This window comes from Microcoleus sp. S13_C3 (assembly GCF_036700905.1).
Classification (GTDB): domain Bacteria; phylum Cyanobacteriota; class Cyanobacteriia; order Cyanobacteriales; family Microcoleaceae; genus Microcoleus.
Genome location: NZ_JAUBPT010000017.1, coordinates 35,113 through 58,084 on the forward strand (window position 1 = coordinate 35,113; position 22,972 = coordinate 58,084).

At 44.4% G+C, this 22,972-nt stretch carries 18 protein-coding genes; 6 read left to right on the forward strand and 12 right to left on the reverse strand.

Annotated features, from left to right (window positions below):
- Nucleotides 1–112: 112 nt before the first annotated feature.
- The gene (gnd, locus tag QUA16_RS07395) at nt 113–1,567 is read right to left on the reverse strand and encodes a decarboxylating NADP(+)-dependent phosphogluconate dehydrogenase (RefSeq protein WP_333102659.1); all 1,455 of its coding nucleotides are present in this window, start codon (nt 1,565–1,567) and stop codon (nt 113–115) included.
- 293 nt (nt 1,568–1,860) lie between these two features.
- On the opposite strand from gnd, the gene QUA16_RS07400 reads away from it, so the two are divergent.
- A complete protein-coding gene (locus QUA16_RS07400) occupies nt 1,861–2,283 on the forward strand; it encodes a hypothetical protein (RefSeq protein WP_333102658.1) in 423 nt (140 codons plus the stop codon).
- A gap of 109 nt (nt 2,284–2,392) precedes the next feature.
- Here the strand turns inward: QUA16_RS07400 and QUA16_RS07405 are convergent, their stop codons facing one another.
- The 8 genes from QUA16_RS07405 to QUA16_RS07440 form a co-directional block, all read right to left on the reverse strand.
- On the reverse strand, nt 2,393–4,258 hold the full coding sequence (locus QUA16_RS07405) for an ABC transporter ATP-binding protein (RefSeq protein ID WP_333102657.1): 1,866 nt from the start codon (nt 4,256–4,258) through the stop codon (nt 2,393–2,395).
- Nucleotides 4,259–4,313: 55 nt separating this feature from the next.
- Nucleotides 4,314–7,139 (reverse strand): BPTD_3080 family restriction endonuclease, encoded by a 2,826-nt coding sequence (locus QUA16_RS07410; protein ID WP_333102656.1) that lies wholly within the window; start codon nt 7,137–7,139, stop codon nt 4,314–4,316.
- A gap of 302 nt (nt 7,140–7,441) precedes the next feature.
- Nucleotides 7,442–8,095, reverse strand: coding sequence for a Uma2 family endonuclease (locus tag QUA16_RS07415; protein ID WP_333102655.1), 654 nt, complete (start codon nt 8,093–8,095; stop codon nt 7,442–7,444).
- The gene (locus QUA16_RS07420; protein WP_333181071.1) at nt 8,095–8,469 is read right to left on the reverse strand and encodes a DUF5615 family PIN-like protein; all 375 of its coding nucleotides are present in this window, start codon (nt 8,467–8,469) and stop codon (nt 8,095–8,097) included. The genes QUA16_RS07415 and QUA16_RS07420 overlap by 1 nt, the downstream gene beginning before the upstream one ends.
- Nucleotides 8,444–8,788 (reverse strand): DUF433 domain-containing protein, encoded by a 345-nt coding sequence (locus QUA16_RS07425; RefSeq protein WP_333102653.1) that lies wholly within the window; start codon nt 8,786–8,788, stop codon nt 8,444–8,446. Before QUA16_RS07425 ends, QUA16_RS07420 begins: the two co-directional genes overlap by 26 nt.
- Nucleotides 8,789–8,841: 53 nt before the next feature.
- The gene (locus QUA16_RS07430; protein ID WP_333102652.1) at nt 8,842–11,454 is read right to left on the reverse strand and encodes a site-specific DNA-methyltransferase; all 2,613 of its coding nucleotides are present in this window, start codon (nt 11,452–11,454) and stop codon (nt 8,842–8,844) included.
- A 123-nt stretch (nt 11,455–11,577) separates the two neighbouring features.
- Nucleotides 11,578–11,721, reverse strand: a complete 144-nt coding sequence (locus tag QUA16_RS07435; RefSeq protein ID WP_333102651.1) for a hypothetical protein — start codon at nt 11,719–11,721, stop codon at nt 11,578–11,580.
- A gap of 97 nt (nt 11,722–11,818) precedes the next feature.
- Nucleotides 11,819–14,269 (reverse strand): TIM-barrel domain-containing protein, encoded by a 2,451-nt coding sequence (locus tag QUA16_RS07440; RefSeq protein ID WP_333102650.1) that lies wholly within the window; start codon nt 14,267–14,269, stop codon nt 11,819–11,821.
- Between the two features lie 158 nt (nt 14,270–14,427).
- On the opposite strand from QUA16_RS07440, the gene QUA16_RS07445 reads away from it, so the two are divergent.
- Nucleotides 14,428–14,841 carry an element excision factor XisH family protein gene (locus tag QUA16_RS07445; protein ID WP_333102649.1) on the forward strand — a complete coding sequence of 138 codons (414 nt, stop codon included), beginning with the start codon at nt 14,428–14,430 and terminating at the stop codon, nt 14,839–14,841.
- Entirely contained in the window at nt 14,829–15,164 is a 336-nt protein-coding gene (locus QUA16_RS07450) for a XisI protein (protein WP_333102648.1), read from the forward strand. Before QUA16_RS07445 ends, QUA16_RS07450 begins: the two co-directional genes overlap by 13 nt.
- Before the next feature lie 328 nt (nt 15,165–15,492).
- Here the strand turns inward: QUA16_RS07450 and QUA16_RS07455 are convergent, their stop codons facing one another.
- Nucleotides 15,493–15,852, reverse strand: coding sequence for a group 1 truncated hemoglobin (locus QUA16_RS07455; RefSeq protein ID WP_333102647.1), 360 nt, complete (start codon nt 15,850–15,852; stop codon nt 15,493–15,495).
- 177 nt (nt 15,853–16,029) lie between these two features.
- Nucleotides 16,030–16,335 (reverse strand): hypothetical protein, encoded by a 306-nt coding sequence (locus tag QUA16_RS07460; RefSeq protein WP_333102646.1) that lies wholly within the window; start codon nt 16,333–16,335, stop codon nt 16,030–16,032.
- A gap of 152 nt (nt 16,336–16,487) precedes the next feature.
- On the opposite strand from QUA16_RS07460, the gene QUA16_RS07465 reads away from it, so the two are divergent.
- Nucleotides 16,488–17,099: a 2OG-Fe(II) oxygenase gene (locus QUA16_RS07465; RefSeq protein WP_333181072.1), complete on the forward strand. Its 612-nt coding sequence runs from the start codon at nt 16,488–16,490 to the stop codon at nt 17,097–17,099.
- Nucleotides 17,100–17,501: 402 nt separating this feature from the next.
- Here the strand turns inward: QUA16_RS07465 and QUA16_RS07470 are convergent, their stop codons facing one another.
- A complete protein-coding gene (locus QUA16_RS07470) occupies nt 17,502–21,146 on the reverse strand; it encodes a WD40 domain-containing protein (protein WP_333102644.1) in 3,645 nt (1,214 codons plus the stop codon).
- A gap of 210 nt (nt 21,147–21,356) precedes the next feature.
- Here QUA16_RS07470 and QUA16_RS07475 point away from each other — a divergent pair, with 210 nt between their 5' ends.
- Nucleotides 21,357–22,112 carry a calcium-binding protein gene (locus QUA16_RS07475; RefSeq protein ID WP_333102643.1) on the forward strand — a complete coding sequence of 252 codons (756 nt, stop codon included), beginning with the start codon at nt 21,357–21,359 and terminating at the stop codon, nt 22,110–22,112.
- A gap of 549 nt (nt 22,113–22,661) precedes the next feature.
- A partial coding sequence (locus QUA16_RS07480) for a hypothetical protein (protein WP_333181074.1) occupies nt 22,662–22,972 on the forward strand: 311 nt, incomplete at its 3' end.

Sequence of the window (22,972 nt, forward strand, 5' to 3'; positions counted from 1 at the left end):
TCGCTCTTTAACGACGAATATATTAAAAGCTATCTCAAAAACAAACGTCAAAACAATTTGCAACCCCAGAATAATTAGTAAGGTGCGCCGAAACGCACCCTACAAAAACTAATTAGTCCGTACTACCAGTTTGCAGCGACTCTTTAGCAGTCTGCGTCCACTCGGAGTGGAAGAATTCACCGCGCGGTTTGTCGGTGCGTTCGTAGGTGTGAGCCCCGAAATAATCACGCTGAGCTTGCGTGAGGTTTTGCGGCAATCTTTCGCGGCGGTAGCTGTCGAAATAGTCCAGCGAGGCGCTAAATGCTGGCACTGCAATCCCCAGTTGGCAAGCAGTAGCTAACACGTCTCGCCAAGCTGATTGGCGATCGAGAATGCTCTGTTTGAACTCCGGCGCTAACAGCAAATTTGGCAGCGTAGGGTCGTCTTTGAAAGCTGTTTTAATCTTGTCCAAAAAGCCAGCCCGAATAATACAGCCACCCTTCCAAATTCGGGAAATTTCGCTCAAACTTAAGTCATAGTTGTACGACTTCGAGGCCGCGCTCAAAAGTGCCATACCTTGCGCGTAGGAGCAAATCTTCGAGCAGTAAAGCGCATCCCGGACTTTGTTCACAAACTCTTTAGTATCCCCTTCGTACTTGCCGCTAGGCCCGGTTAGTTCTTGGGAAGCTTTGATGCGCTCGTCTTTGTAAGAAGACATGATTCTCGCATTCACAGCAGCGATAATTGTGGGAATGCTCACGCCCAATTCCAAAGCACTCATTACCGTCCAGCGGCCGGTGCCTTTTTGACCGGCTGCGTCCATAATTACCTCTACTAAGGGTTGCTTAGTTTCCGGGTCAATGTACTTGAAAATGTTAGCCGTAATTTCAATCAAAAACGAGTTTAGTTCGTCTGTGGTATTCCATTCGGCAAAAACTTCCTGCAACTGCTGGCCGTTCAATCCACCAACGTTTTTGAGCAAATCGTAGGCTTCAGCAATGAGCTGCATATCCCCGTACTCAATGCCGTTGTGAACCATTTTCACGTAGTGGCCGGCGCCACCAGGGCCGATGAATGTGACGCAGGGGCCATCATCTACTTGAGCCGCAATTTTGGTGAGAATTGGCTCTAGTAGACCGTAAGCAGTGCGGGTGCCACCGGGCATCAAGCTAGCACCATTCAGCGCGCCTTCTTCGCCACCGCTGATGCCCATGCCAACAAATCCCAGTCCGATCGATTCTAAATCTTTGGTGCGGCGTTCGGTGTCGTCGTAGAGCGAGTTGCCGCCGTCAATAATCATGTCGCCCGGTGACAGCATGGGTTTGAGCTGGTCGATGACCGCATCTACGGGTTTCCCAGCTTGCACCATGACTAAGATTCGGCGCGGGGTTTCTAGGGCATCGACGAATTCTGTCAGAGTCTTGGCGGCTACAATGTTCTTGCCGGGGGCGCGTTGGGCCATGAAGTCGTCGGTTTTGGCTGCTGTGCGGTTGTACACAGCCACGGAGAAGCCTCTGCTTTCGACGTTGAGCGCTAGGTTTTCGCCCATCACTGCTAGACCGATTAAACCAAAATTTTGCTTTGTCATGCTAATAACCCGCTGGTTGTTCCCGCTTGATGATAGGTTTGCGAGAGAGGAAAGCGAGGCGGGGTGTACCGCTTTCCGGTGGACTAAAAGTATTGGACAATAGACCTAGGAGGTTTAGGTTTATTTTTATATTCTCAGAATTGCTGTTTGGTAAATCAGTAGGGTTTTTTTAAGATTTAAGGGATATTAATGACGCGGGCAGGTGATGATAAGGCAGGTATTATGTCGATCGCAGTAACGATAGATACAGATAAGCGGACATTTTGAGGAAAATTTAGGAGACTGTTGTAACTATGGAAGATTTGCAGTATCTCGCGGCCTGGGTGAAAGAGCAACACGCTCGCGAGTATATTTTGACTTGGCTGCTGAGTCAACAGGGGCTGTGGTGGTCTGATGGGGATATTTATCAGGCTGTTTTGCAAAAGTCGGGAAAGCTTTTGAAAGCTTATGTTCAAAAAAGGCAAGCGGGAGAGTTATTTGAGGGAATTTCTGAGAAGTTGGGAGGAGATGAGAATTGGGATGATTTGGCGGCGAGTTTGGCGCGGATTCTTGCGGTTTATCAAGAGGAATTATCGCTTTTGCAAGAGCGCGATCGCAAGGGGGATGGGGTAAAAAAAAATTTGATTAGCCAACCGTTGACTGGAGATCCTTTGCCGCTTTTGGAAGTGCAGCAAGCTTTGCCCGATCCTTATGCGGATACGTTGACGGGGAGATAGTCAACGGTTGACGGTTGACGGTTGACGGTTGACGGTTGACGGTTGACGGTTGACGGTTGACTGCTGACTGCTGACTGCTGACTAATGACTGCTGACTAATGACTAATGACTAAATATAGCTGCTAGCTTGACGGGTGAACATTGAGCAGTAAATTCCGTTTGATGCTATCAATTCGTCGTGAGTTCCTATTTCTGCTATTTTACCGTTTTCCATCACGGCGATACGATCGGCAATTTTTGCTAATCCCAATCGGTGACTGATGACTATTGTTGTTTTCCCGGCGGCTATTTGGCGGAAGATGCTGTAAATTTCGTGTTCTGTCTTGGGGTCTAGGGCGGCGGTTGGTTCGTCAAAAATTAGCACTTCGGCTGTAGAAAGCCGCATTAAGGCGCGGGCGATCGCAATTCTTTGCCACTGTCCCCCCGATAAGTCTATGCCGTCTTCTAATTGTTTCCCCAACGGTGTCTCTAAACCTGCGGAAAGACTATTGACTTTGGCGCTAATTCCTGCTTCGGAAATAGCTTCGTTAATTGCGGTGTCATCTGACAGTGAAAGCAAGTCGCCGAAACCGACGTTTTCGCGAACTGTCGAGGGGAAACGGGCGTAATCTTGCATGACGACGGCGATGCGCGATCGCACGTATGCTAGAGAGTACGATCGCAAATCTTTGCCATTCCAGTCGATCATACCACTTGTCGGGTCGTACAGGCGACCGAGGAGTTTGCCAAGAGTTGTTTTACCCGCGCCATTTTCACCAACAAGCACTAGCATTTCCCCCGGATTAATGGTTAAGTTGATATCTTCAACGGTGCTTTTATTGCTACCGGGATAACAGAAAGATAAATGCTTAATTTCGATGCCAATTTTATCTTTTGTGGGGCGGGAATCTAGCCCGTCTTCTGGTAAGCTAGGCAGGCGAGATGCTACATCCCCAAGCGGAGACTGCAATTCTGGTTGGAGTTCCAAAAGTTGAAAAATCGGAGTAACACCGAGGGAAATATCGTACAAATTAGCATAATTGCCTATAAGTAACTGCAAACTTTGCTCCACCTGAACAATCAAACCCGAATACAGCGCCAAATCTCCCAAAGTATAGCGACCACCCAAAGCTCCCATTACCACATAAACAAATGGCAAAGCTACTCCGATTCTACTAAACACTGACCACAAAAGTAAAACAATTGCTCCTTTTTTTCGGATTTGCTGCATCTCGCTAAAAAATTGCAAAAACTGCTCCTGCCAGCGTTTGAGCCAAAGTTCCTGCAAGCCAAACAAACGCAATTCTTTAGCATATTCTTCGCCCGTCAATACTCTAGCGGACAAGTTCATCTCGCGGCTGATTTTAGCTTGCTTTCTTTGAACTCTCCAGATGATTTTGCTATATTTTCTTTGGATGTAAATTGAGGGACAGGATGAAATCAACATCACCACTGGCACCCACCAAGCTATCGCAGCAGCAAGGCCTATCGATGGAATAAATATAAAAATTCCCGTGATGGTCATGCTGATGGTAAATGCTAGTTGCTGTATCTTAAATACTCCGGTTTTTGCTAGTTCTACTATATTTAATAGTTCCGGGTTTTCAAACAGGGCAATATCGTCGAAATTAGCGACTTTTTCCAGGACTTTTCCTTCGACAAAGCCTTGAACGCGATCGCGCAAAGATGTCGCTGCAAAAGAACTCATTGTTTCGAGAGAGTCGCCGATTAACTTGAGACTTAAGACTCCGGCAATACTCCACAGCAATATTGGCCGGGAAAGCATCAAAGCAAAGGGCTGTGCTGTTTGGGTTTGCGACAGCAACCGAGATACTTCATCAATGATTAATTTATCTAAAAATAGGACGGCAGATGGGGCAGCACCGCGAATAATGTTGAGTAATATTAAATTGCGGAGTTCTATTGGTGCGGCTTTGATTATCAGGCCCAAGCTGCGCCACAAAGCTTGGAATGTGGTAATTTGGATGGGTTGCATAGTTTGTGGGTAGGTGTCGGGTCTACTCATCCCCGGACGGTATATTATAGTAACTTTATCTCAACTGAAATGCAGCTTTTTCCAAGATTAATCGAACATCAGCCGGATTTGTGGATACATCATACTGCCAATAACCAAAACCACCATGCTGGTTAACAGCTTTAATCCACTGATCGAGAAATACCCATTTAGCCTCATCTTGACGAGTTTGTTTTCCTTTAGTTTCTAGAATCAAAAAATTGCCATTTTTCAGACGAACTATAAAGTCGGGGCGATATTTCCGAACAACTCCGCCAAAAATATAGAGAATCTCAAATCCAAGGTGATCGTTTTTCACCCAAGCATCTACAATATGAGCGTTTCTTTCTCGATCGAGTTCGTAGGCTTCGCTGGCTTCCCATGTACTGTCAAAGACGCAGCAGTTGATGTGAGATTTACAAGTGTACTCACAAGGTTTACCTGTGTACCAGGAACGCATATCACCTGTAGATCGGATTGGATGAACTGGATCAAAAACTGGTTCAATTCTTTCTGTATTTTCTAAATAAATAGCGTTCCAGATGTGTTGAACAATTTTTCTCAGATTAAGAGTGATCAGGATACGCCGTCGAATTTCGTCTCGATTGAACAATGGCGGAGTAATTTGGATAAAATCTGAGTGGATGAATTGTTCGACTAATTGAATCAGTTTTGCTAGTAAGTATTCTCGATTACCTTTCCAGCCAGGTTTCATCTGGTCAAAGATATCTCTAGCAACCTCAAAAGTGATTTTTTGCATCCGCTGTTTGCGACCTAAATCTTCGAGATCGATCGCCTTTATTTTCGTGACATCTGGTTTGCCATCGACACTGGGAGCGAGGTCTGCTAGGGTAATATTGTCAGAGGCATTTAACTTCAAAGGTTTAACCTGGCTCAAATCGAGTTTGAGTTCTGGTTTATAAATGTAATCAATGCGAACGATATTTGGAAAACTGATTTCAAACTGCTGCTTTTCTGGATCGGGTTTAATTTCAGTTTTAGGAGTCGGGGGCGGAGGCGGAGTTCCTTCATCGGATTCGTGGGGAAGAAAGGTAAAAGGAACACCAAAAATATTAACATATTCGGCTTCAAGTAGGTTTGTTTCTGGGTTGATGTCGTAAGTAGTTCTCCGTAAACCTCTACCTACAACTTGTTCGCAGAGAAGTTGGCTGGTGAATGCGCGAATCCCCATAATATGCGTTACAGTTTTAGCGTCCCAGCCTTCAGACAGCATCCCAACTGAGATGACATTTTGAATCTGTTCTCCAGGCTTCCCAACTTGACCAACCGTATCCACCATTTGCCGTAAAAGTTCTGCCTGTTCTTTCTTAGAAAGTTTGCGAATAGGCTCATCATCAGAGTTATCATCTTCGGCAGTTTCTGGGTTTGTGTCTTGTATCTCAGTGCTTTCCTCTTGGGATTCTGCCATTTTCAGAACGTTAGAATCTATGTGTAATGTGTATTCTGGAATGCAGAGTTCTTCGACCTGAATTTTGTTGTGGTCAAAGGCATATTTGATTCGGGCAGCAGTTTCGGTACGGTTGGCGATCGAAATCATTGCTGGTGGAACTTTATGCCCAGATTCTTTCCATGCTTTCGCAGTTTCCAGCCAATCTTTTCCGAGTAAGAGGTAGCCGTTGTTGAGCAAATCAGGAAGCGATTCATTGGGCTTGGCTTTACGATTTACATCATCGTAAACTTCTGGATCTCGATAAAGATGGTAAAGGCGGGATTTGAAATCTTGCACGTTGAGTCTTGCATCGTCGCGAATCACAACGCGGGGAGTCTTGACTAAGCCAGATTCGATCGCATCATTTAAGCCAAAATCACTGACAATCCAGCCGAAGAGAGCTTCTTCTGAACTCTTTTTACCAGACGGGGCGAAGGGTGTGGCGGAGAAGTCAAAGCAGGTGAGGATTTTTCTAGCTTGGTGGATGCGATCGCACCCACCAACCCACTTGGTTGCCTCATCTAAGTCTTCTTTGCTGATACCTTTAACTTTGGATTCAGCAGGAATGCGCCATGCGTGGTGTGCTTCGTCGTTGATGACAACTATGTTGCTGGAGTTGCCAAGTTCACCTAAAACCTCCCTTGCGTAGGCTTCATTACTTTTTGCACCACGTTTATCAACTCCTTTTTTCTTTTTAATTTGTTCCTCTGTTTCCCAATTGAGGGTGTGCCAGTTACGGATTAAAACTTTGCCTTGACGAAGTTGATCGAATAAGCCCAGAGGAACAATATTGAAAATTTCGTAGTAGCTATTTTCAGCAGAGGGAAGCAGAACTTGCAGACGATTCTTAACTGTAAGTCCGGGGGCTATGACAAAAATAGATTTGGAAAAGCGGGAGTCTTGGGGATAGGTAACTTTATTCAGAATTTGCCATGCAATTAACATCGCCATGACGATTGTTTTGCCGGAACCTGTTGCCATTTTGGAACACAGGCGTTTGAAGTTTCCCCCATCGGAAGGAATGTCGATACCAACTTTTTCAGACGGGGGGGATTCTGTTAGCCAGATTAGGGTTTCTATGGCTTCTAATTGACAGAAAAAGAAGGGAAAATCGCGTTCTTCGGAGTTGTGCCAGTGTTCTAGCAGACGTTTGGTAACGCCTGTAACTCCGGGGTGTCCCTCATTGCACCAAGCTTTGACGCGGGGACGGATTTGGTTAACTAGAGGAATTTCGACAAATTTGCCTGGATCGTCGAAGGTTTTGGAGCTTTCGGAAGCGATAATATAGCCTGCGGGTCTTCTTCCTTCTGCAAGATTAAACAGGCGAGAAGTGCGATCGTAGTGCCAATATTGTTGGGGTTCTTTGTAGGGGGAATTAATGATGAGTTGATTAATTGTAGTTTGTGATGACATAATTTTTGCTAGGTTAATTTTTTTTATTCAATTTGAGTTGATGGTATAGTAAAAAATCAAAGAAACCGGGTTTCTTGACGAAAACCCAATACGCTTGGGTTAAGCTCGATCCCCCCTAGCCAAGGGCGGGCACGGGGGCACCGCCCCTACAAGGGGGGGACAAGAACTTATTCAAAGTCAACCCCTACTCCCCTTCTTAAGGGGGATTTAGGCGGATCTCCGAGGAATAAATAGTTTTAACTGAACCTTATTGGACGAAAACCTAGCTTTCAGCGTCATCCCCTGACAAGAAACCCGGTTTCTCACACCCCCTGTGCAAGTCCTAAATAAGATTTATCGTCTGAATAATTACCCCCATTAAAAATTTGGTTTGCGGTCAAATTCAACTCTGGGAATACCGCTGATTCAACCCTTTTATCTCCCCGAAACAGCTTAATTTGATACTCACCATCTACTAACTGATATACCGATAAAGTAGGCTGTTTCGGAGAACCAATATAACGGCTACCACCTAAACCCAAATAATCTACAATCCAATATTCAGGAATGCCTAATGCTTCATAATCAATCATTTTGTGGGCATAATCATCACGCCAATTTGTGCTGACCACTTCAACCACTAATTTTACGGAATCTCCCTGAGTAATAACTGATTCTCTTTCCCATCGAGACTCATTGGCTTCTAGAGCTTGTTTATCTAATACAATTACATCAGGATCGTAGCCAGAGTTATCGCTAAATTTAATTGTACATTCCTTGGGAATAAAGTAAGGAAGTTGCAATCGCCTGATTTCAAAGCCCAATTCGAGCGACTGAAAACCGGCAATCGCTGAGTGTTTACCAGTTGGATTGGGCATTTCAACAATAACTCCGTTATGTAGTTCATGGTGTCCTTTTTCTGGCTTCCATTCCAGGAAGTCATCAAAAGTTATTAACTTGGGTATAGCTTGAGTCATCAGGAAACCTCTTTAGTGATAGGTAGATGAATAATTTGATCTTGATATTCATTGACAAAAGAACATTCAGCTATCAAAATTAATTCATCTATGTTTTGCCCAACGCTTAAATTAGCATTTAAAATAAATATCCCAGGAATATGATGATTTGCTTGTAAATGATCGTTTAAGTGAACAGGCATAGATTTCCGGTTATTCGTGACTAAAATAAAATCATATTTTTCACACCATTCTAAAATCTCTGGGTCTTTAGTTCCTTTCGCTGGGATAAAAGGTTCGCCAATGACCCGAATAATTAATTCTACTTGTTTGCTCCGAATTTGAGTAGGATAAATCGGGTCAATATTTTCATCCATGAGATACTTGAGCGCCATTGTTTTTATTTCTTTCTTCCTTGATTTTTTGGAGCCTGACCGAAGCTGGGTGAGGGTTTAATTCTTGGGCTTTTCGTTGTTGGTGCGACCATTCTAGCCAGTCTTCGATATATTTATCTAAGAGTGCTTTATTGTTTAAATAATACAGGATGGTCGCATAAATTTGATCGAGGGTCAAAGTGTAAAAATGTTTTAAAATTTCTTCGGGAGAACGTTGCTGATAAATATATTCATAGAGGATGCTTTCTATTCCCACTCTTGTCCCTTTTACTCGAATGTCATCATCGGCTAAAAACTCAAAATATTCTTCTATTAGCATGGTTTATTCCTCCATTTGTTGCTTAAGGTTTGAATTGTGATAAATAATGAAAATTATGCCGTTAACCGGATAATTTTCAAACTCTCAATGCCTCTATCGTCCACAATTTTGACAGCAACACGCTGATACTCGCCGATTTCAAAGGGCAATGATACCGTCCCTTGATAGGACTCAATTAAATCCTCGTCAATTTCGGCTTTCAGATTGCGGGCTAGACGCGACCAAGCATCTTTTTCTCCTGCCATTGGGAAGAAAACCTGACGCGGGAAAACGCTTCTGCCATCATAATCGGTATCTAACATCCATACGGCAATTTTTTCAACGCTGCCAGACTCGATATTTCCAGTCTTGGTGTTGTAGTAATCGAAGCCAAAAACTTCTACTTCCCACTTATCTTTATTTTCGCCTTTATCAATGCGGCGGAGGGCGACATCTGGTTGACCCATCAGCCAGAAGCTATCGTTACTAGCGCGTTTTTTCTTAAGGTCTTCTGTCTGCATATCCATGTTCATTTGTGCTTTCAGAAGCGTGACACCGGGCCAGTTGGTTTCGTCGATGTCTTTGGCCGCTTCAGGGTCAAATTGAAAGGCGGCAAAGATAATTAATTTAGGTTTGGGTACTAAAGTTTGTGCTTCTTCAATAGCTTGAGTGACTTGGCGTTGTTCTAGGGGTGCGTGTTCTGGGCCGAAAGAAATCACAACTCGCATCGGTTTATCATAAGTGCCGCCAGATTCTTTGACGGTATTGGCTCCCAAATCGTTAGGTTTAGTTTCGGCATCGGCATGAAGCCAGCGAGTACCGGGTAAAGCTTCGACTCGCGAAAACAGGATGTATTGCCCGTTTTTACCGCGAATTCCTGTTTTTAGCATTTCATCACGCCATTCTGATTGCCGCAGAGTTTCGCCAGAACGGGCAATTGATTGGTCAGCAACGGGTGGATTGATAACATCCTCAATTGGTTTGACTATGGGGGCGGGGACTGCTTCAACTGTAAATGGGCCTGTAACTCTGACTCTGGATTTATCTATCAAGGGTTGGTCGTAGAGGGTTTCTTGGCCTGCATATTTATTAATAGCTTGTTCGATTTCTATGCGGTTCATGCCTTCCCGAATTTCTGGGTTATTGGCAATCGATTTTAGGGTGATGTGAGGGACGGTTTTGTATTGAAATTTACCGCTTACGCCTTCTTGTGGTTTTGCTAACTGGTAATAGTCAAAGGTGGCGGTCATCAAGCGTTGTTTGGCTAGGGTTACTGCTACTCTTGAGGTATCGCAAGTAATCCATCTGCGTCCCCATTGTTCCGCAACGTAGGCAGTTGTGCCGCTACCGCAGGTGATGTCGAGAACTAAATCGCCTGGATCGGTGGTCATTAAAATACAGCGTTGAATGACTTTAGTTGCTGTTTGTACAGCATATATTTTGTGAGAAGCAAATCCACTTTCAATTGTATCTGTCCAGTTATTAGTCAGTGTGGAAAAGGGGAAATCTGATAAATAAACAATAAATCTTAAGCTATTGCCTAATGTCAATAACCGATTCGCTTGTGCTAATCTATTAATTCCATCAGGTGTCGTTGACCAACCCCGTTTTGGCTTAAACTCTTTTTCTTCAAACTTAATTGTAAATTTATTTAATTCACTACCCGTGCTTCTAGCAGATTCTAAAGCTCGATGTGTAAAAATAAATGATTTTTTTGGGGCTTCAAGAAGGCTAGTTATGCGGTTTTTTTCTCCTTCTTTTTCTACCCATAAATCTTGCGATCTCGATGCCCATCCCCCATCATTAATAAGCAAGGGATTAATCTTGACCTGATTATAATCTTTGGCATACCACAATAAAAAGTCATTAACTGATGGTAGTCCTATAGTATTTGTATTAGCACCTCCCCTTAAAAAACTAATTAAAGATATCCGGTTTTTAGACCCAATAATTTCATCCATTAACTCTGTAACATGATGCACATTCTCATCAGAAATTTGCACAAGAATACTACCAGTTTCAGATAATAACTCTCTCGCCAACAACAATCTATCTCTTAAATAAGTCAAATAAGAATGAATCCCCAATTCCCAAGTATCCCGAAACGCTTTAATCGTTTCCGGTTCTTGAGTCAAATCCTCATCTTTCCCATCTTTCACATCCCGCTTATTCACAAATGGCTGAAAATTTGAACCATATTTAATCCCATAGGGCGGATCGAAATAAATCATCTGCACTTGTCCCGCCATTCCCTCTTTTTCTAATAGGGAATTCATCACTAACAGCGAGTCTCCAGCAACTAAGCGGTTACTCCAATTATGCTTGTGCTTGTAAAACTCGATCGCCTGTCGAATCGGTGGATTTTCCTCTGGTTGCTCAAACAGAGATAGAGATAACTGTACACCCTGACTTTGATTTTGCTTCCGCACTGCTTCAATGATGCTGCGCGGATCGATGCGTTCGTGAACGTGAAGCGAGACTGTAGGGACTTCAAAGCTAGTATGTTCTGCTTTGCCAGCCCAAACTAACTGAGGGTCAAGATGAGGATCGTAGGCATATTGTTTGCTATCCCCATCTGGATCGGTGTCTGGCGTAACCAGTCCGACGGGTGGGTTATTGACTCTTTGTTGGTTTTCGTGGTTGTATTGCCCGATCGCTCTTTGGTCAGGTTTTTTTTGCCTCGCCATACGATTTCCTTATACCCTCAAAACCTTTACCTTACAATTTATCCCACACCTTTGCCAAATTTGTTAGATGTTTTTTGGGATTGCTCTAGTCTGCTAATATCTTGGCTATTCTTGAAATGAATTTTATCTAGCCACAATGGAATCACAGGCGATCGCTCGATCGAGGGATACGATCGCCCTTTCCATCTCAAACTCTACCAGATCGAGCGATCGCCCTGAATGAATCCCACCATAGCATAAACCGCTTGATATCGTTTCCGGTTGCATCGGAATGATTTAACCGCAGAGGGCGCAGAGAACGCAGAGGGAGAGAATACAGAGATGAATACAGGACGATGCTACCGGATTTGATATGATGCCAAAACTATCCAAATGTCAAACGCCGCACCGTACCATCATCTGTAAATCGCTGTTCGCCAACGCCAACAACTTCCACAATAACTTCGCGTTCTGATATCAAAAATTGACCCTCGCGCGCGGCAATTTCAACGATACTTTTGTCCCCTTCCAAATACACCTTGTAATTAGTCATTGCCCAGATACCTTTTTCATGTTCAAAACTGTGTCCATCGTCCTCATAAAGCGTCCATTCACCGCTTCCGGGCCAAATTCGCATTTTTAATGACTCAAGCGGTTCTTCGCTGACAAATTGCCTCACAGGTGCGAGCGCAATTATGCCCCCACCCCGCACGTAAAGCGGCATTCTCTCCAAAGGTGCATAAGCTAAAATGTGCATCGGGCCGTGATAGCATTCACCCGTCCACCAATCGTACCAAGTCCCCTCCGGCAAATACACAGCGCGATGCTCAACTCCAGGGCGGTAAACAGGTGCAGCCATCAGCGACGGGCCGAGTAATACTTGATCGTAAAGGTGATAAGTTGTGCGATCGCGCGGAAAGTGATATAGTAACGGTCGCAAAATCGGCGTTCCCGTCGTCGCAGCTTCCCAAAACAACGTGTAAATATAAGGCAACAACTGATAGCGCAAATTGATGTATTCGCGGCAAATCTTCTCAGTGCGATCGCCAAACACCCACGGTTCGTGCTGCGCCGTACTCATCGCCGAATGACCGCGCATCAAGGGATACAGCATCCCCACCTGCATCCACCGCGCGAACAATTCAGCGGTTGCATTCCCCGCAAAACCGCCGATGTCGCAACCGACAAACGCCACGCCGGAAAGCCCCATGTTGCAAAGCATTGGTAGCGACATTTCTAAGTGTTCCCACTGCGATTGATTGTCGCCCATCCACACCGAGGAGTAACGCTGAACGCCCGCAAAACCCGATCGCGTCAGCACAAAAGATCGATCGCCAGATCGCACTTTTTGCAACCCCTCAGCACAAGCTTTCGCCATCATCAACCCATACAAATTGTGCGTTTCCGCGTGGGTAGCGCGATCGGATTCCGGGCCTTGCGGTGCATCCAGGGGAAAGCTGATGTGTTCGCCGCCGTCACCAAAAGGCCGTTCTGCGATCGCAGGTTCGTTCATGTCGTTCCAAATCCCCGCAATCCCAACATCTGTAAGAGTTTTGTGCAATTCGCCCCACCACTGGCGCACCTCCGGCCGCAGGAAGTCGGGAAACACCGCTTTGTCCGGCCAAACGTAACCGTGGAATAGCTTTCCCTCTGCGGTGCGGACGAAATAGTCATTCTCCACACCCCGATCGAATACTTCATAATCTCCTTCCGGTTCGTACTTGACACCGGGATCGACAATCGTGACAACCTTAAAACCCGCTGCTTTCAAGTCTGCGATCAGTTTCGCGGGATCGGGGAAACGCTTCGGGCTCCAGGTAAAAACGCGGTAGCCGCGCATATAGTCGATGTCGAGGTGGATGACATCGCAGGGAATCGCCCGATCGCGAAATTCCTTCGCCAACTCGCGCACAATGTCCTCGGATTCGTAGCTCCAGCGGCATTGGTGGTATCCCAGCGCCCATTTTGGCGGAAGCGGCATCCGGCCGGTTAACTGCGTGTAGGTGGCGATAATTTGGGCGGGTTCCGGGCCGTAAATGATGTAGTAGTCGAGTTCCGGGCCTCTGGTTTCCATCCGCAAAACCCCCGGTTGTTCCGCGCCGATGTCGAATTGACTCCAAAATGTAGTGTTGAAGAAAATGCCGTAAGCGCGATCGGGATTCAGGGCGATAAAAAATGGAATCGCCTGGTACATTTCATCGGTGAGGGAATTGTAGTCGAGGGAGTCGGTTGTCCAGTTTGTCTTGACTTCGGAGAGTTTGTCGAGAAAGCCGGTGCGTTCCCCGAAACCGTAGAAGTGCTCGTCTGCTTCGATGCGCTTCCAGCCTGCGGTTGCGCCTGCGCGCCATCCCATACTGCGATCGCAGTCGCTAGCAAAGGGTTTTCCCGATTTGTCAAAGCATTCGATTGCAGGGCGATCTCGCTTTACGGAAATTAATATTTGTGATGTTTCAATTTCTATTTTTTCCTCGGTTTCTCGCACTTCAAATGGTGTAATTTCCCACTCTTCGTCAGGGACTGTTATTGAGTGCGATCGGCTTTCTACCCCCCCTAGCCCCCCCTTACTAAGGGGGGATTGGTCTATAATTTCTTCCTCCCCCTTGTAGGGGCGGTGCCCCCGTGCCCGCCCTAGTTGGGGGGGGTTTGGGAACATTCGCACTCGGATTAAATTCGGTGCGAGGATGCTGATTTTGAGAGAGGAATTGGTACAGTTGAAGTGAATTGTGCGTGAAGCGCAGCTATCCCGTAGGGAATCGGTTTTATCGATCGATTGTACAGAGCCAATAATTGACCAAGGCTGTTCGGTTGTTTGGAGTTTTCCGAAGTATTGCGGCATACACTCTGACTCGAAATATTATCGATTTTGCTATGAGCAGTTAAGGGTTGTCATCTGGCAAAAGGCTGAACTATAGCCAAACTGAGTATTCCCCACCCGTAGCCAGGGTATAATGGGCGACAAGGAGCCGACATTAAGTTGGATGAGGTACTCTGAAGATGGCTAAAGACATTTACCACAATACGGTGAGAACGGCTCTAGAAAATGATGGTTGGACGATTACTAACGATCCCTTAACCTTGAAGATAGGAGGACGCTCGGCTTATATAGATTTGGGTGCACAGAAGTTATTGGCAGCAGAGAAAGAAGGTCAGCGGATTGCAGTGGAGGTGAAAAGCTTTATCGGCCCATCACCCGTACATGATTTGGAGCAGGCGCTAGGTCAATACATCATGTATTCACAAGTTTTGGAGCGGCAGAATTCGGCGCGTTTGTTGTACTTAGCCATTCCAGAAAGCGTGTTTTTAGATTTTTTTTCAGAGGAGCTGCCACAATTAATGGTTGAAATCAATCACTTAAAATTGCTAATTTTTGATGCGAACACAGCGGAGGTTAGAAGATGGATAACTTAGAGTTTTATCGGCAAACGATCGAGACCATTTTAAGAAAGTATGCAGAAATTCCCTATTCTTTTGGAGAAATCGATCAGCACTTAATTGTCGATCGCGATCGCAATCACTTTATGCTGTTTGATGTGGGTTGGCAGCAAAAACGGCGAGTGCATGGATGTATAACTCACGTCCAAATTATTGATGACAAAATTTGGATTCAACGCGATGGCATTGAGGATGGGATTACAAATGAGCTAGTCGAAGCCGGGATTGGGAAAGATCAGATTGTCTTGGGGTTTCAACCGCCCAACGCCCGCCCTCATACCGGATATGCGGTGGCATGAGGTTGCCGGCGATAGAGTTAAAAACCTGTACTTCACCGAAGAAACAATCAGCGTCGCTCTCATGGATGGCCGAACAATTACTGTACTTTACTAAATCTACTTAAGCTGTTACGCATTTAAAATAGTATTGTAGGGTGCCACGGGCCGCAGCGTTTTTCTTGCCTAATAAGTGAGCGAGCTGACGAACCCTACAGGCTACTTCCTTCGCCTCTTCGGGGTTCCTTATATCCGGCAAAAAACAAAGTGGAGCTTTCGCTGCACAATTACGAAATCTCCACTTTCATCACTATTCTAGTGGCTGCAAAAACCCTCTTGCCCTCACTCGATTTTACTTGTACAAAACAGCTTCTTTCAAAGTCGCTACCTTACCTAGCGCTTCATCGAGATCTTCTTGCGACGCCCCGTGGGCAACTATTGCATCTGTCAAATGCTTCACAATTGCATCAAAGTGTTCAGGCTGTAAATTTAAACCTGCGTGTGCTTTCTCCATTGAACGGCCTGAGTATTGCTTCATGCCGCCGAGGGCATAAGAGATAAAAGCAGTTTGATGGCGGCGCTGCTTTTCCATATCTGTATGATCGAAGAAATGGCTCACTGTCTCGTCAGCCAAAACATCGCGGTAAAAATCATCGACTATCTCTTTAATGGCTGGCTCTCCACCCATTTTTTCGTACAATGTTGTTGCCATATCGTTTTAGCGACTTGTTTTTTTTCACTTACTCTTTAATTATAGCTGGCAGCTTGGCTTTTTTCCACTCTGTGAAATATTAATTTAATCTGAAATAATTACTTAGTAACTGTTGCGACTGCTGGTGTTTTTTAGACCACCCTCTATTTGTAAACTTTATTAACGTTCTATCGCCAGTTAGATATGATCGATCGCCCCTCCAGCAGTTTGACCTAATGCACGGATTGCTTGTTTTAGCAAGATGTTTCCTACACAGCGCCAACACCCATCGGTTTTCCAGCTAGCCAACTCAAGAAATCGGTGATAAAACAGAGGCCGGATGCGATCGCCCAAATTATGCTCGCCCCTGCAATTGGACAAGTTAAAATAAATGGGCGATCGGCTGCCCAGCGGCATCATGTATAATGGGCTCGCAAATATAATCTTCTCACCACAACGATCGCCTGTATAGTAATATTGGCAGTTGCTAGTCGGTTGCGACACTTCCGGGCGATCGCCCGCAGCTAAGAAAAACCTTTGACTTAAGTACGCTGACTGAAATTAAGATTATTATGTCCTCCGCGAGGAACGAAGCAATCCCAAGTCTGAGCGATTGCTGCATTTCTATCTGCTGTTTCCTTAAACTTTGATGATTTTTGAGTGCCTTGAAATACTATAGCCAACATCCTAACGCTTTCTCGATCGACTACCTCAACGACTTGCGAGGAGCAATTCTAGCCTCCCCTTATCTAGCAATCAACAACCTCAATCGCGATTTCATTGGCACAAAAGGGTTTTCCGTAGTGTTTCAACGTGCGGAAATCGCCGAAGTAGAACGGCGGTTTCCCTTGTTCAAACCCTATCTAGACCAAGCATTACTGCCTGAATGCAATGCTTTTTACCTCAACCCTTTGTTGCTGGGTGAAGGTTCCCGCGTCGATCCGCATATCGATCGATCTTTGCGATCGTACTGCAAAACTGTTGAACCTCCTGCAGCCGTCAGCGTTTTGTACGTGCAAGTGCCGCCGAACTTGCAAGGGGGAGAGTTGATACTGCGGCGTAACAAACAGCAAGTCGGGCAGATTAAGCCACAAGCAAACTCGCTGATCTATTTTCAAGGAGATTTGACTCACTCTGTCAACGCTGTTAAAAGTACCGGAACTCGTTTGAGTTTGGTTTGCGAACAGTACATTTTGAGCGAAACCGAATTGCCAGATATTCCAGGATTCACAGTGGAATCTAGGGCCGTGAAAGCCAAAATTAAGTAATGTTTATTATTTCAAAAAAATAGCATTTTTGACAATTAAAATGTCTCCCAAAGAAGTAATTACTGTCAGACTACCTACAAAACAAATTTAAATACCCAGCTATATGTTGGGCGCTTGTTTATACCAGTAAAAAAAGAATGCAACTGTAGGGCTGTGAAGCAAACCCTTAGTTCATTAGTCGTTGCCAATTCTTTAATCTCAGGACTTACGCAACTGTCACAAGACTTTTAGGTATGTTATTGCGCTTGGGCGCTCTTAGGATATGAAAGAGCGCCCAAGCGCAACAACATACCTTTGTTTAAAGTGCCAGTTGTGTAAATCCTGTTTTTTAAGGATTGCAGATTTCTGCGATCGCTTTTTCTTCGGGATGATTGGCAATATAATTGCTCAGCCATAAATTATTTATTTACAGATTTTGCTAAATTTTCTCGCCTCTTCAGGATAGGAAGCAAGGTAATCTTTTAGCCACAAGCAACCCCGCCCGATTAAATTATCTAAATCAAGTTCTAAATTCCACAACTTGATAGTATTGTCAATGCCAGCAGAAGCCAGTGTTTTGCCATCGGGACTAAACATAACGCTGGTAACGCTGCCGAGGTGTCCTTCTAGGGTTGATATTTCTAGACCATTTTCTAGATTCCACACCCTCACATTACCCTCCTGACTAGAGGAAGCTAAAATCTTGCCATCGGGACTGAAACTAATATTAGTTACATCCGATAAATGTCCTTCTAGGGTAAACAATAATCGGCCATTTTCTGCATTCCATAGTTTTACTCTACTGTCCGAACCACCCGAAGCTAAAATTTTACCATTGGGACTAAAACTAACGGTATTTGCCCAACCGCTATGGGCAGGAAAAGCCTGCGTTAAAGTAGCTGCTTCTAAATTAAATACCATTATATTACCGTCAGTACAAGCCACAGCTAGAGCTTTTCCATCGGGACTAAAACTTAAATCTGTTACACTCCGAGCTTGTTTAAAAGTTTGCAGCAACCTACCATCTGCTATATTCCAAAGTTTTACCGTATTATCATAACTGCCAGAAACAAATGTCTTTCCATCTGGACTAAAGCGAACGCTTCTCACCCAAGCACTATGACCGTTGAGAGTTTTTAGTAATCTACCATCTTGCACATTCCACAACTTCACTGTTTTGTCATCACTGCCGGAAGCTAACATATTACCATCCCGACTAAAACTAACACTTAGCACCCGACCTTGATGACCGTTAAGAGTTTGGAGTAAAGTGCCATTTTTGCTATTCCATAGCTTTATTTTAAAGTCGTCGCTACCGGAAGCAAGAATTTTACCATCGGGACTAAAACTTACATTTTGAACATTAGTGCTATTTCCTTTAATCGTTTGCGGTTCCCTAACCTCTAAATTCCATAGCTTGATTGCATTATCAAAACTTCCAGAAACCAGAGTTTTGCCATCTGGACTAAAACCGATACTCAAAATTATCCCGCGATGTCCTTTGAGAAGTTGTGGTTCGGTTGTGTTGTCGTTTATATCCTCTAAATTCCACAACTTGACTTTACTATCGGAACTGATAGTGGCTAGAGTTTTGCCATCTGGACTAAAAATTGCACTCCAGACAGCCCTGCGATGGGTTGGGAGGTTTTGCAGTAAACTTCCATCTGCTACATTCCACAGTTTCACTATGCCGTCTTCATCGGTAGAAGCTAAGGTTTTACCATCGGGACTAAAACTGACACTTCTGGTATGACTTTTATGACCTTCCAGAGTATTTATCAGGGTGCCATCGTGAATATTCCAAAGCCTCACGGTTGTATCAAAACTCGCAGAAGCGAGAGTTTGATTATCGGGACTAAAACTAATATGAGTAACGACACCGGTATGTGCTTTCAGACTTTTTAATAATGTAGCATCTGCTAGGTTCCACAAATTGATAAAGCCAGCGGAGCTACAGGAAGCGAGAATTTGACCATCAGGACTAAAACTAACAGTTCTCACCCAGCTATGATGAGCCTTAATAGTTTTAATTAAAGTGCTGTGCGTTACATCCCACAACTTGACGGTACCATCTTCACTACCAGAAGCCAAAATCTTGCCATTAGGATGAAAACTCAGACTCGAAATTCTACCAGTATGTCCTGTCAGGGTTGATATTAATGTAGCTGGTCTAGCATTCCACAGTTTTACTGTCTTATCTTCGCTAGCAGAAGCAAAAATTTTGCCATCGGGACTGAAAGTTACACTTCTGATAGCCCCGCTATGACCGATCGCGCGATCGCTTTCTCTAACCTGATATATTGCTTGTTGCAGTCCCCTCATTACCTGCAACTGTGTATCGTTGGTGGCTGAGCGTTCTAATTTTTTCATCTGCTGCGCTGCTTGTAATGCTTTCAACAGTGCTTCAAAAGGATCGGAAACTAAAGCTGCTTTAGAGAATAATGTTTGCAGGACTACTTGTCGTTCGGCTAGTTCCTGTTGAGCTTTTTTTACTTGTAATTGGATGGAGATTGCTGTGATTACAGAAATTCCCAAGACTACAGAACCGATAGCAATGATCCGCGTAGCCCTGCGCTTGGCTTGAGTAAATTCTACTTTTGCTTGTTGTTGAGCCGAAACTAAGGTATCATTCGCCTTAGCTAATATCTTACCTTCTTCTTCTTTAACAGCTAAAGCCTGTTGCACTTCTCGCTTATCAAAATCTTGGCTAGCGGCTAAAAAACGATAATCGAGCGGACTTAAACTTTGATTAGTTGACCACGAAAGTGCATCTTGCAAGGCTTTTCCTCGCAACAGTCGCGATTCATCCTGATAGTTGGAAGCTACCCAAGCATTAAAAACCTCGAAGTAAGGGCGCAGCTTTTCTAATTGTTTTTCTAGCCAGTTCCGATTAAATATTTGCTCGTAAATCCGGTTGTAAACTTTTAATTCTCCCTGCTGTTGCACGACTAAACCTGACAGTCGCAATTCTGTTTGTTCGGGACTGCCATCAGCAAGAACCTCCCCCAGCCCCTCCTTGTTAAGGGCGGGAGTAAGAGCGGCTATTTCTGTCTGAGTAAGGGGTGCAGGAGCATTTAGCCCCCCCTTGCTCAGGGGGGGGTGGGGGGGGTTCCCGGATTCCAAAATTTGCTGATATAACCCCAACAACTGCCCGGCTTTTTGCTGATTTCTCAGGATGCGATCGCGAATTGTCTTTAAATGTTCAGGTTCATCTTGGGATTCCCAATTTTCAATAATTCGCGACTTCACCACCTGTTCAACCGATGGGTAATTTCCCAATGCTGATGCTTCAATTATCAGCTTGCACAGCTTTTGGGTAAGAAAAGGTTGTCCGCCGGTCCAGTCTAGAATTTGTGCTATCGCTTCTTGGGGATTGCTCACTTTTCCCGTCAACCCATCGCTTAACGGTTGGACTTCGTGAAGTTGGAAGCCGTTGAGTGCGATCGCTCTACCAATATTAAATGGTGTTTGGGTTTTATCCGCAATCAAATCCGAAGGAGTCGCCACTCCCAACAAAGCAAATGTGAGACGCTGATATTTTGGCTCATCCACTCGTCGGTTATAGAAAAACCTAATTAAAGCAAAAAAATCATCCAGGGAAAAATTTAGGCTCAAAACTCTGTCAATTTCATCTACAAAAATTACAATATTTTGTTCTATTTCTACTAATAAAACTTCCTCAATAAACAAACTAAACCGCTGCACTGGTGACAATAATTCCCGCTGCTCTTTCCACCAAGTTCGCCATTGAAATTTTTTGCCAAGCTGATAGCTGCTTACCAGAGATTGCACAAGTCCGGCGTACCACTTTTCTGCCGTTACATCTTCCTTGCCAATTCCGGTTAGGTCAATAAAAGCACAGACAAACCCTTCCGCTTGCAGTCTTTGCATCGTCCGCACCCGCAAACTAGATTTGCCCATTTGCCGCGAATTCAGCACGTAACAAAACTCATTGGCCTTCAAACATTCGTAAAAGTCCAAGTCTGCTTGCCGCATCACGTAACTCGACGCCTCTGCTGGGAGACTCCCGCCAATCTGATATTCATAACTAACTGGATTTTTATTCATCGCCTGCATCAAAATAGAGCCTTAATTATACGATCGCAAACCTGACTGTGTAGAGATTTACCAAAAAACCTGACTTTTTCTGATTTTTATCGAGATGCACCTGATTTTTTCCTATAAATTCCGACTCTCCAGCTATTTATCAGTTCCTATAATACCTGATTTTATCACCCTGGCGGTTCAGGAGTTTTAGCAACAAACTGATAACAGGAAGTGAAAAGTGCAGCAAACAAATACCAACTGCCAGCATTACTTCTCAATAAATCAATTAATTTGAAATATACAGGAACAACTGAAATGGCAACTATCAACGGTACTGGATTCAATGACAACAATACTGTTAACGGCGACGGTAAGTTGCACAAATCATTAGTGGGGACCGATCAAGCTGACTCAATCTATGGCAAAGCAGGAAACGACATATTGTATGGCCTGGGTGGCAACGACAAGCTGTATGGCGGTAATCGTGAAGACATCCTGTATGGTGGTTATGGTAACGATCTTGTCGCCGGTGAGTTAGGTTATGATACTCTCTATGGCCAGCAAGGCGACGATATTCTTCATGGCGGCTATAACGATGACATTCTCTATGGCGGTTCTGGTAATGACTTTCTTGTTGGATGGGGCGGAATGGCGGATGAAGAGGATACCCTCACAGGTAACGGAGGCGCGGACACGTTCGTGCTGGGCAACCAGTTACTCGGCGTTTTCTACAAATTGGACGATCAATCCAATACGGACTATTACGCCACAATTACAGACTTTAAGAAGAAAGATGGTGATAAAGTCCAAGTTGTGGGTAACCAATCTAACTACGAGCTTGAAAAGGATATCAACCTAGTTGGTGGCAGTGCTAAAGACACTCTTATCTATTTCCAATATAATTCGGGGGTAAGAAATTTGATTGGTGTTCTTCCAGACACAACAAATATATCCTTCTCCGACTTCACTTTTAAAAGTTGGGGCTGAGGGTTTAGCAACTGGAAAGGTAGCAATGCCCAAGATAGTGGAGCCTTCTACAAGGGTGATTTAATTGGTGTTGTGCAAGAAGTAAACTTAACGAATGTCAACTCCACTCAGGTGTTCATTTGGACCCCTCCTATTCTTGGCTAATTAATTGCCTAATTGAGGCAGCGCGATCGCTCTTTCAGTTTACAAAAGACTGAGGGCGATCGCTTTGTTTTTTATTGACCGTATCTGCTGGATACTCTCGCATCATTGCCTGCACCTAATTCTAGAGTTGATAATACGATAACCGCTCTGACAGTCTAGAGGTTGACTAAAAAACCTGATTTTTTCCTATTTAGGTAATGCTTTGTCAGGCTAGACCTGATTTTTCCCTATAAATTCAGATACTCAAGCTATCGCTCGATTCCTCTAAGACCTGATTTTATCACCATTGCAGTTCGGGAGTTTTAGAAAGAAACTGATAACAGAAAGCGAAAAGTGCAGGACATAAATACAAACAATTATCACTTTCGCAAACTCAAAAAATAGTCACAAATAGGAATTACTCCCATGACAGAACTTAGAATTATCACCGATGCTCAAGTTTCTACCGCTACCTTCCATTTTATTGAAGACCAGACCGATGTTCCTAGCAGAGAAGACGATGCAGGTAAGCCGGCAAATCCCAATCACAATAAATTCGGTGCTTTTGAAGACTTTACCGATGTTCCTCGGACTGACCCTGATGGCGACCCCAATCCTAACAAACCGCGTTTCATTGAAGACTTTACCGATGTTCCTCGGACTGACCCTGATGGCGACCCCAATCCTAACAAACCGCGTTTCATTGAAGACTTTACCGATGTTCCTCGGACTGACCC

Coding starts and splice junctions, on each gene's coding strand:
- QUA16_RS07410 (WP_333102656.1), bottom strand. CDS start 7,139: ATGTCATCACAAACTACAATTAATCAACTCATCATTAATTCCCCCTAC.
- QUA16_RS07405 (WP_333102657.1), bottom strand. CDS start 4,258: ATGCAACCCATCCAAATTACCACATTCCAAGCTTTGTGGCGCAGCTTG.
- QUA16_RS07415 (WP_333102655.1), bottom strand. CDS start 8,095: ATGACTCAAGCTATACCCAAGTTAATAACTTTTGATGACTTCCTGGAA.
- QUA16_RS07470 (WP_333102644.1), bottom strand. CDS start 21,146: ATGAATAAAAATCCAGTTAGTTATGAATATCAGATTGGCGGGAGTCTC.
- QUA16_RS07445 (WP_333102649.1), top strand. CDS start 14,428: ATGGCTAAAGACATTTACCACAATACGGTGAGAACGGCTCTAGAAAAT.
- gnd (WP_333102659.1), bottom strand. CDS start 1,567: ATGACAAAGCAAAATTTTGGTTTAATCGGTCTAGCAGTGATGGGCGAA.
- QUA16_RS07455 (WP_333102647.1), bottom strand. CDS start 15,852: ATGGCAACAACATTGTACGAAAAAATGGGTGGAGAGCCAGCCATTAAA.
- QUA16_RS07430 (WP_333102652.1), bottom strand. CDS start 11,454: ATGGCGAGGCAAAAAAAACCTGACCAAAGAGCGATCGGGCAATACAAC.
- QUA16_RS07435 (WP_333102651.1), bottom strand. CDS start 11,721: ATGCAACCGGAAACGATATCAAGCGGTTTATGCTATGGTGGGATTCAT.
- QUA16_RS07440 (WP_333102650.1), bottom strand. CDS start 14,269: ATGCCGCAATACTTCGGAAAACTCCAAACAACCGAACAGCCTTGGTCA.
- QUA16_RS07400 (WP_333102658.1), top strand. CDS start 1,861: ATGGAAGATTTGCAGTATCTCGCGGCCTGGGTGAAAGAGCAACACGCT.
- QUA16_RS07420 (WP_333181071.1), bottom strand. CDS start 8,469: ATGGCGCTCAAGTATCTCATGGATGAAAATATTGACCCGATTTATCCT.
- QUA16_RS07450 (WP_333102648.1), top strand. CDS start 14,829: ATGGATAACTTAGAGTTTTATCGGCAAACGATCGAGACCATTTTAAGA.
- QUA16_RS07425 (WP_333102653.1), bottom strand. CDS start 8,788: ATGCTAATAGAAGAATATTTTGAGTTTTTAGCCGATGATGACATTCGA.